The sequence below is a fragment of the Frankia sp. AgKG'84/4 genome, from assembly GCF_023242965.2.
In the GTDB taxonomy this organism is placed as follows: domain Bacteria; phylum Actinomycetota; class Actinomycetes; order Frankiales; family Frankiaceae; genus Frankia.
The window spans coordinates 1-8,631 of the sequence record NZ_JALKFU020000199.1; the positions used below are offsets into that span (position 1 = coordinate 1).

The window sequence follows — 8,631 nt, forward strand, 5'->3', positions numbered from 1 at the left end:
CCGCTGGCCGGTGAGGTGCACTTCGCCGGCCTGCCGTCGGGCGCGCCGCTGCACGAGCGGGCGCGGCGCGGCCTGAGCCTGGTGCCGGCGGAACGGTCGGTCGTCATGAGCCTGTCGGTGCGCGACAACCTGCGGGTCGGCCGCTGCGACACCGAGCACGCGCTTGCCGTGTTCCCGGAACTCGCCGAGCACCTCGACCGCCGGGCGGGTCTGCTCTCTGGCGGCCAGCAGCAGATGGTGGCGCTCGCGCGGGCGCTGGCCCGCCGTCCCACCGTCCTGCTCGCCGACGAGCTGTCGCTCGGTCTGGCCCCGCAGGTCGTGCGTCGCCTGCTCGGCGCGGTGCGGGCGGCGGCGGACGAGGGCTTGGCCGTGGTCCTGGTCGAGCAGCACGTCCGCAGCGCCCTGGCGATCGCCGACCGCGTCCACGTGCTGCGCCACGGCACCTGCGCCTGGTCGGGCACCGCCGAGCAGGCCGCGGCGGACCGCGACCACCTGCTCGGCGCCTACCTGCCCCTCGGCTGACCCGCACCGCCCGGTGGGGATGACCGTGCGTGGTCGATGTTGGCGTCGGCGTTCAGGGCTGGGCGGCGCTGCGGTCGCTTCCTACGGACGAACGGGGCGGGAGACCGCACGGAGGGGCCAGGGCGGCCCTCCCGCGTCGGTCAGGAGGCGGCGCGGCGCAGGATGTCCAGGCCGTTGTAGGCCTGCGTGCCGAGCGGCACGAACGACTTCGACGCGCTGTCCCAGCGGGCTCCCCGCATCGTCGTGTTGAAGATGCGTTCCGCGCCGGGGATCGGCGTCGGGGTGGTGAGGTCCAGCGGCGGGACGATCGTGCCGAGGTCCAGGTGCCTGGTCCGGTTGAGCTGGGCGAGCAGGTTCTTCGACGTGAGGTCCCCGGAGACCTGGTTGCCGACCTTCTCGGCGATCTGGACGGACAGCCAGGCGTTCGTGGTGCTCGTTGACGTGCGCAGCGCCGGGGCCGCGTCGGCGTCACCGGCGGCCTGCTCGGCGTCCAGCTCGCGGACCATCCGGGCCACCTCCGGGAACTCGGCCGTCTGGCCGAGCTCCGGGAAGGGTGTCGCGACGACGAGCTTGTCCGCCGCGGGGCCGAGCGTCGCCAGGAACGTCGGCGACAGGGTGCCCGCCGCGTGGCAGGTGCGGACCTGCTGCCCGGTCTTCGAGATCATCGCGTAGGCGGCCTGGTCGAACACGACGAGGACGGCGCCGTCCGCGCCGGAGCGGGTGAACTGGGAGACCGTCGGGGTGAAGTCGCTCGTCGTGATCGGGACGCGCAGCTTCGGGTCGACCGGATGGCCGATGGCCTTACCGCCGGCTTCGGCCATGGTGATCAGCCGGTCGCTGGCGCTGAGGTCGTAGCCGACCACGCCGATCTTGCTTGCGCCTGCCTTGACCAGCAGCGACGGGCAGACCGCCGGGTAGAAGGTCAGCGGACTGATGACGTAGCTGATGGGGGAGCTGAGTTCCGAGCCGTCCGCGGAGACACCCGCCGAGCCGATCGACGGGATGCCGGCGTTCTGCAGGATCGGCATGATCCCGCCGGAACCGCTGACCTCGCCGACGACCGCGAGCACGTGGTCGTCCACGGCCTGCTGCGCGCACTTCTTGGCGGTGGCGGCGTCGTTGCGCTCGTTGCAGTGCTCGAGGACGACGGGATGCCCGCCGATCCCGCCGCGGGCGTTGACCGCGCGCACGGCCGCCCGGGTGGCGCCGACCATCTCGGGATAGTTCGTTCCCGCGGTGCCGACCGGCGCGATGATCATGAGCTTGACCGGCGCGCCCTTCCCCGCCGTGCCGCTAGCCTGACCGCCGCCCGAGCCGCTGCCCCCGCAGCCCGCGAGCGTCACCGCGAGCACGGCCGCCAGCCCCGCCCCGGCGAGCCTGCCCAGCGCCCAACGTCCTCGCACCCTGACGCCTCCTCGTTCCATCCCCGTCGTCCCGTCGCCCGCGCCGTCGACGCTCGCGACAGGTACTCGCGACAGGTGCAGGATCGGCGTCGGCGCCGGGGTTCCGACACGCTAACGCTCTTGGGACATCGCGGACGCATCAGGTGCTTCCGGGTCGCTCGGAGGTGCCAGTGCGCCACTGTCCGGCGAACGCCCGGTGGCTCGCCCGGCCCGGGCGCTCGCCGGCCGGTCAGATCACCTGCGACCAGGCGTAGATGAATCCCATGATCTGGTCGGCGAGTGTCTCCAGCTTCCCGGCGGTCACCGGGTCGCGCAGCCGCCCGTGCGGGTCGAAGGCGGCCTCCGCCGGGGCGAGGGTCACCCCCAGCGGTGTGGGCCAGCCGCGCAGCTGGTGCACGGTCGCCCGCAGTCCGGCGAGCGTCGTGCCGGCGGCCTGCGGGTCCGCGGCGGAGACGATCAGCCCGACGGCCCGGCCGTCGAGATACGGCCGCGGCGCGCCGCGCAGGTCCTCCAGATAGTCCAGGGCGTTCTTGACCAGGCCGGAGGCCGCGCCGTGCCAGGCTGCAGCGGCGATCACGACCGCGTCGCAGCGTTCCACGGCGGCGAGCAGCCGCAGCGCCGCCGAGGTGCGTTCCGGGCGGTCCGGGTTGTACATCGGCAGGTCGAGTTCGCCGGCACCGAACAGCGCGGTCTCCGCCCCCGCCTGGGCCATCGTCGCGAGCGCCGTCGCCAGTGACTGGTAGGCGACGCAGTCCGGGCGTCCGGTGCCGCCGAGGCCGACGATCATCGGCCGTCGCCGGCGGGGCCGCACCGGCACCGCGCCCGCGGGGGGTGCGTCCACCCCCCGGCGCGCCGTCCGGCTCGGCAGGGAGGCGACCGGTTCGGAACCCGACTGCGGCCCGCGGTCATCGGCCGCCTCGCCTGACGCCCCGCCGAAGCGCGACGCGCTGAACAGATGATCCCCCACGATCCCTCCCCGCACTCAGGACGGCGGCCGCCTGCCGGCCTCCGGGCGGCCCAGCCACCCGCCGCCAGGTCTGTCCTATCTGAACTGGTTAGCCGATGGGTCGACCGGGTTGTCCGGAACCTGGCACACATCCGGGTCGCAGGGGTCGGTTCTGTGATCGGTTGGGTGTTCGTCGTCGTCGGGTGGGAGCGGGCGGTGGCCGCCGTGATGTGCCCGGCCGGTGCGGCGCAGCGCCGCGGGCAGCGCGCGGGCGCCGGGGCCGAGCGCGCCGATGCGGTCGTGCGGGTTGGAGATCCGGCAGCGCCGCAGGGACAGGCAGCCGCAGCCGATGCACGACTCCAGTCCGTCGCGCAGTGCCACCAGCGCCTCGATCTCCTCGTCGAGGCGCGAGCGCCACCGCCGTGAGATGGCGCTCCAGTCGGCCTTCGTCGGCGTGCGTGAATCCGGCAGGGAGGCGAGCGCCTGCGCCACGTCGTCGAGGCTGAGGCCCACGGCGGTCGCCGCCCGGATGAACGCCAGCCGGCGCAGCACGTGCCGCTCGTAGCGGCGCTGCCCCCCACTCGTGCGGGTGGCCGTGAGCAGGCCCCGGCGCTCGTAGAACCGAAGCGCCGACGGGGCGAGGCCGCTGCGCCTCGACAGCTCGCCGACGGTCATCAGGTCGGAGGGGAGCATGACCGTCAGTCTAGATCCCTCTACTTGAAGTCGACATGAGATTTATGGGATGCCGCCCCGGGCGGCGCAGGCCCGCTCGCCGCGGTCCGCCAGGACCATGCGGGGTGGCCCGGACGGGGTCGGGTCCATGGGCCGCCGTGGCAGGCTTTCGTAGCGATGGACGACACCACGCACCGCCGGTTCAACCCCCTGACGGGCCGTTGGGTCCTGGTCTCGCCCGACCGCGCGCACCACCCCTGGCACAGCGGCCCGCCGGTGCCGGCGCCGCGACCGGCGGCCGCGTTCGACCCGGCCTGCGAGCTGTGCCCAGGCAACCCCCGGGCGGGCGGCGCCGCCAATCCGCGCTACCGCGGCACCTACGTGTTCGGCAACGATGTCCCGGCCCTCCCGCTCCCGCGGGCCCACCACGACGGCCCGGACGGCACGCGGGCCGGTCTGCTCCGCCGCGTCCCGGCCCACGGCGTGTGCCGGGTGATCAGCTATGGCCCCGAGCACGACCGCGGCCTGGTCGACCTGGGCCATGCCGAGGCGCGCGCCGTCGTGGACACCTGGGCCGCGCAGGACGCCGAGCTCGCCGAACGCTGGCGGTGGGTGCAGATCTTCGAGAACCGGGGCATGCCGATGGGCACCTCGCACTCCCATCCGCACGGCGAGGTCTGGGCCAGCGACGCGTTGCCCGCGGAACCCGCCGCCGAGGACGCCCACCAGCGCGAGCACTTCGTCCGGGCCGGCAGCTCCCTGTTGCTCGACTACGCCCGCGTCGAGACCGACGCCCGGGAACGCGTCGTCCTCGCGGACGATGACTGGCTCGTCGTCGTGCCCTACTGGGCCGCGTGGCCGTACGAGACGCTGCTGCTGCCGCGGCGACCGGTGCAGCGCCTGGCCCGCCTCGACGACGTCCAGCGGGACGGCCTCGCCCACGTGCTGGGCCGGCTGCTCGCCGGCTACGACAGCCTGTTCGCCCATCCGTTCCCCTTCTCGATGGGCTGGCACGGCGCGCCGGGTCCCCATCCCATCCCGGTCACCTCGACCCGCGGGCACCGGGAACCGGAAGGAGTCTGGCAGCTACACGCGCACTTCTACTCGCCGCTGCTGCGCTCGCCCGCCATCCACCGCGACGTCGTCGGCTACGAGATGTTCGCCGAGGCGCAGCGCGACCTCACCCCGGAGAACGCCGCCGCCCGCCTGCGCACGGTGATGACGGCGGCCTGGGACGGGGCGGTGACGCTGCCGCCGTGTGCGGTGACCGTTCCGCTGCCCATCCACCCCTGACCGCTGGCGAACCTCTGACCGCTGGCGAACCTCTGACCGCTGGCGAACCTCTGACCGCTGGCGAACCTCTGACGGGCGGCGAACCTCTGACCGCTGGCGAACCTCTGGCCGCTGGCTGTCCGGCGCCGTACCCACCGGGTGCCCACGTGCGGGGCGGGCACGGCACGGTCGGGCCCGTTCGGTCGGGTGGCCTGCGCGGTCCGTGGCCGCGGGCGGCCATTCCTTGTGCTGTTCTAGGCCCGTATAGGAGTTCTTGACGTGAAGCGGTTTACTATGACCGCTCTGATCGGGCGGAGTCGGGGAGTTGAGAGGCCTGTGTCCCTGCTGGGACGGTTACGCCTCGGGCGGCCGGCGCGCTGGCGGCTCCGGCGCGGCCCTGCGATCGCCGCCCTCGTGGCCGTCATCAGCCTGGTGGGACTCGTCGTCGTGGCGGCCGTGCCGTCGACGTCCGCCGCGTCGCCGAGCCCCACGGCGGTCTCCGCAACGCCGGTCGTCGCCGCTGCGACGCCCGGGGACGGCACCGCGTCCGGCCGCCCCGGGACCGCCGTCCCGTCCCCGCCAGGCGCACCTGAGGGTGCTGGCCCCGCGGAGGTGAACGGCGTCGGAGCGGGCGCACCGACGCCGCGCACGAGCACCCCCATGGGCACGTCCACTGTCGCGGGCACGGGCATTCCCGCGGGCACGTCCGCTGCCGCGGGCACGTCTGCTCCTGCGGGCACGTCTGCTTCTGCGGGCACGCCTGCTTCCGCGGGCACGCCTGCTTCTGCGGGCACGCCTGCTTCTGCGGAGATGACGGTCGCCGCGGGTACGACCGCCACCGCGGGGCCGGCCGCGGATCCCGTCCTGCGGCTGCCCTCGGGACGGACCTACGAACTGCACACCGACGTGCGCCTCTCGCCGCACTTCCGCGGCACCGCCCGCCCCCTGGTGATCATGCTGCACGGCCTGCGCAACTCGGCGGACACGCTGCGCCAGGCCACCGGGGCGGACACGTTCGCCGACGGGCACGGCTTCGCGCTCGCCTACGGGGTCGGCGTGCACGAGGCATGGAACGCAGGTGGCTGCTGCGGCGGCGCCACCACCGACGATGTGGCCTACGTCCGCCAGATCGTCGACGACGCCGCCAGACACACCCCCGTCGACCGGCAGCGGGTCTACGTCTGGGGGTTCTCCAACGGGGGGATGCTCGCCGCCCGGATCGCCTGCGACGCCCCCGACCTCGTCGCGGCCGTCGGGATGGTCGGCGGCCAGGCGCTGGTCTCCTGCCCGACCGTGCCCGTGCGGCTGCTGCACATCCACGGCACGGCGGACACGACCGTGCCCTGGCGCGGCGGCTGGTCGGACTACCTGTCGATGAACCTGCCCGACGGCGAGAACGAGGCGACGCGTTTCGCGCCCGGCTCCGAGATCCGCCAGCAGCTCTGGGACGGCGGCCACGCCTGGCCCTGGTGGGGCGTCGGCGCCCTGTGGGACTTCTCCGCCCCCGCCACTCTGGCGAGTTCCGCTACCGGTGCGGCGGCTGTTGCGGGGGTGGGTGCGGCGTCCGCGGCGACACCCGCCCCAGGCGCGGCGACACCCGCCGCCGGAGCGACGGCTGCCTCCGCCGGCGTGGTGGGAGCCGCCGATCCCGGGTCGGCCGTGGCTGTACCGGAGTCCGCCGGTACTCCCGCCGCCACCTACGACCTGCCCTGAGGGCGCTCGCCCGCGCGCTGGAGGCCACGGCGGTCAGTATGGCGGGGACCGGGGGCCGGAGGTCCGCACCATGATCGGCCCGGCCACGGCCTAGGGGAGCAGCGCGTCGATGGCGCGGTAGACGCGCTCCTCGGAGATCGGGTATGGGGTGCGCAGGTTCTGCGCGAACAGGCTGACCCGCAGTTCCTCGATCATCCAGCGGACGCGGCGGATCTCCTCGCCGGGTTCCCGGCCGGTCGCCACGGTCGCGAGCAACTCGCGGTACGCCTCGGTGGCGCGGGCGACCGTCGCGGTGTTGATCCGGTCGCGGGCCGGGTCGCGCGGCAGCCGTTCCAGCCGCCGTTGCAGCGCGGTGAGGTAGCGGGTGAGGTCGGCGAGCCGGTCGGCGCCGGTGTCGGTGACGAAGCCGCGGTGGATCAGTCCGTCCAGGTGGGCGCGGGCATCCGCGATCGACGACGCCAGCGCGGGCGCGCGCAGCTCCCGCAGGGTGCCCTCGAGGGGATGGGCGAGGGCGAGGATCTGCTGGACCTCGCGCAGCACCGCGAACGACGCCTCGGGCAGCTCGGCGCGCACCGCGGCGAGCAGCGCGTCGAACGCGGCGCCGTCCCAGGCCGGGCCGCCGGCGGCGGCGATCAGCCGGTCGACCGCCGCCCGGACGCAGTCCTCGAGCAGGTCGGCGGCGTCCCGGTGGGGATTGTGGCTCAGGGCGAGCTTCGCCGCGTTCGACAGCCGGCCGTTGAGACCCCGGATCGGCGAGGGCACGCCGAGCAGAACCAGCCGGCGGGTGCCACTCCACATGATCCGGCGCTGTTCCGCCTCGGTGTCGACGGCGCGGACCGCGACCGTGTCGCCCTCGTCGACGAGCGTCGGGAAACCGCGTACGACATGCCCGCCGCGGCGCAGCTCCACGACCTTCGGCAGGGCGCCGAGGCCGTCCCAGGCGCGCAGCCCGGAGCGTTCCACCCCGTCGGCGGCGGCGGCCACGGCGGCCCGGGTCCGCGGGCGCAGCCGCTGCTTGATCGCGTCCAGGTCCTTGCCCTCGGCGAGCACCTCGCCCCGGGTCCCCTCGACCCGGAAGGTCATCCGCAGATGGTCGGGGATGCCCGTCATCGTCAGCGCGTCACGCGGCATCGCCGGCCCGCCCATCCGGCGCAGCTCGTTCTCGACGGCGAGCAGCAGCCCCCCGCCGCCGGGGGAGATCGTCCCGAGCACCGTGCGGGCGTAGTTCGGCGCCGGCACGAAGCTGCGCCGCACCGCCTTCGGCAGCCCCCGGATCAGTGCCGTGACCAGCTCCTCGCGCAGCCCGGGGACCTGCCACTCGAAGCCATCGGCGTCGACCTGGTTGAGCACGGCCAGCGGGATGTGCACGGTCACTCCGTCGGCGGCGGCGCCGGGCTCGAACTGGTAGGTCAACGGCAGGGTCAGCGCGTCGATCTGCCAGCAGTCCGGATAGTCCGCCTCGGTGATCCCGCCCGCGCCCGCGGACACCAGCAGCGACGGGGTGAAGTCCAGCAGCTTCGGGTCGTCCCGGCGGGTCCGGCGCCACCAGGCGTCGAAGTGCCCCGCGGAGACGACGTCGGCGGGGATCCGCTCGTCGTAGAAGGTGAACAGGGTCTCGTCGTCGACGACGATGCCGCGTCGGCGAGCCCGGTGCTCCAGTTCCTCGGCGTCGGCGAGCAGCCGCTGGTTGTGGTGGAAGAACTCGTGGCGGGTCTGCCAGTCTCCCTCGACCAGGGCGTGGCGCAGGAACAGCTCCCGGCACAGTGCCGGGTCGATCCGGCTGTACTGCACCGGCCGGCCGACGACGATCGGCAGCCCGAACAGGGTCACCCGCTCGTCGGCGAGCACCGCGCCCTGCCGCCGCGACCACCGCGGTTCGCTGTAGGAGCGCGCCACCAGATGCCCGGCGAGCGGCTCGATCCAGTCCGGGTCGATGCGGGCGGCGGTGCGCCCCCACAGCCGGGAGGTCTCGACGAGCTCGGCGGCCATCACCCACGGCGGCGGGCCGGACGGACGCTGCTTCGGCGCGTCCTCGCCGTCAACCATCCGGTTCGCCTGCTCCGCCGCCACCGCCGCGACCAGCTCGGTGATCACCTCGCGGCA

General features: G+C 74.4%; 7 protein-coding genes. 3 read left to right on the forward strand and 4 right to left on the reverse strand.

Annotation, left to right across the window (positions count from 1 at the left end; genetic code table 11):
• The coding region (locus tag MXD58_RS13935) for an ATP-binding cassette domain-containing protein (protein ID WP_250609380.1) at positions 1–522 on the forward strand (522 nt) is incomplete at its 5' end.
• A 140-nt stretch (positions 523–662) separates the two neighbouring features.
• Here MXD58_RS13935 and MXD58_RS13940 read toward each other — a convergent pair.
• From MXD58_RS13940 to soxR, 3 genes are all read right to left on the reverse strand, one after another.
• On the reverse strand, positions 663–1,925 hold the full coding sequence (locus MXD58_RS13940) for an ABC transporter substrate-binding protein (protein WP_248839755.1): 1,263 nt from the start codon (positions 1,923–1,925) through the stop codon (positions 663–665).
• Between the two features lie 229 nt (positions 1,926–2,154).
• The gene (locus tag MXD58_RS13945; RefSeq protein ID WP_248839756.1) at positions 2,155–2,892 is read right to left on the reverse strand and encodes an NADPH-dependent FMN reductase; all 738 of its coding nucleotides are present in this window, start codon (positions 2,890–2,892) and stop codon (positions 2,155–2,157) included.
• A gap of 75 nt (positions 2,893–2,967) precedes the next feature.
• Positions 2,968–3,564 (reverse strand): redox-sensitive transcriptional activator SoxR, encoded by a 597-nt coding sequence (gene soxR, locus MXD58_RS13950; RefSeq protein WP_284678328.1) that lies wholly within the window; start codon positions 3,562–3,564, stop codon positions 2,968–2,970.
• A gap of 156 nt (positions 3,565–3,720) precedes the next feature.
• Between soxR and MXD58_RS13955 the strand changes: the two genes are divergently transcribed.
• Positions 3,721–4,836: a UDP-glucose--hexose-1-phosphate uridylyltransferase gene (locus MXD58_RS13955; protein WP_248839757.1), complete on the forward strand. Its 1,116-nt coding sequence runs from the start codon at positions 3,721–3,723 to the stop codon at positions 4,834–4,836.
• A gap of 789 nt (positions 4,837–5,625) precedes the next feature.
• Positions 5,626–6,528 carry a CE1 family esterase gene (locus tag MXD58_RS13960; RefSeq protein ID WP_248839758.1) on the forward strand — a complete coding sequence of 301 codons (903 nt, stop codon included), beginning with the start codon at positions 5,626–5,628 and terminating at the stop codon, positions 6,526–6,528.
• A 90-nt stretch (positions 6,529–6,618) separates the two neighbouring features.
• On the opposite strand, the gene MXD58_RS13965 is transcribed toward MXD58_RS13960, so the two are convergent.
• On the reverse strand, positions 6,619–8,631 hold a 2,013-nt coding region (locus tag MXD58_RS13965; protein WP_250609381.1), incomplete at its 5' end, for a DUF3418 domain-containing protein.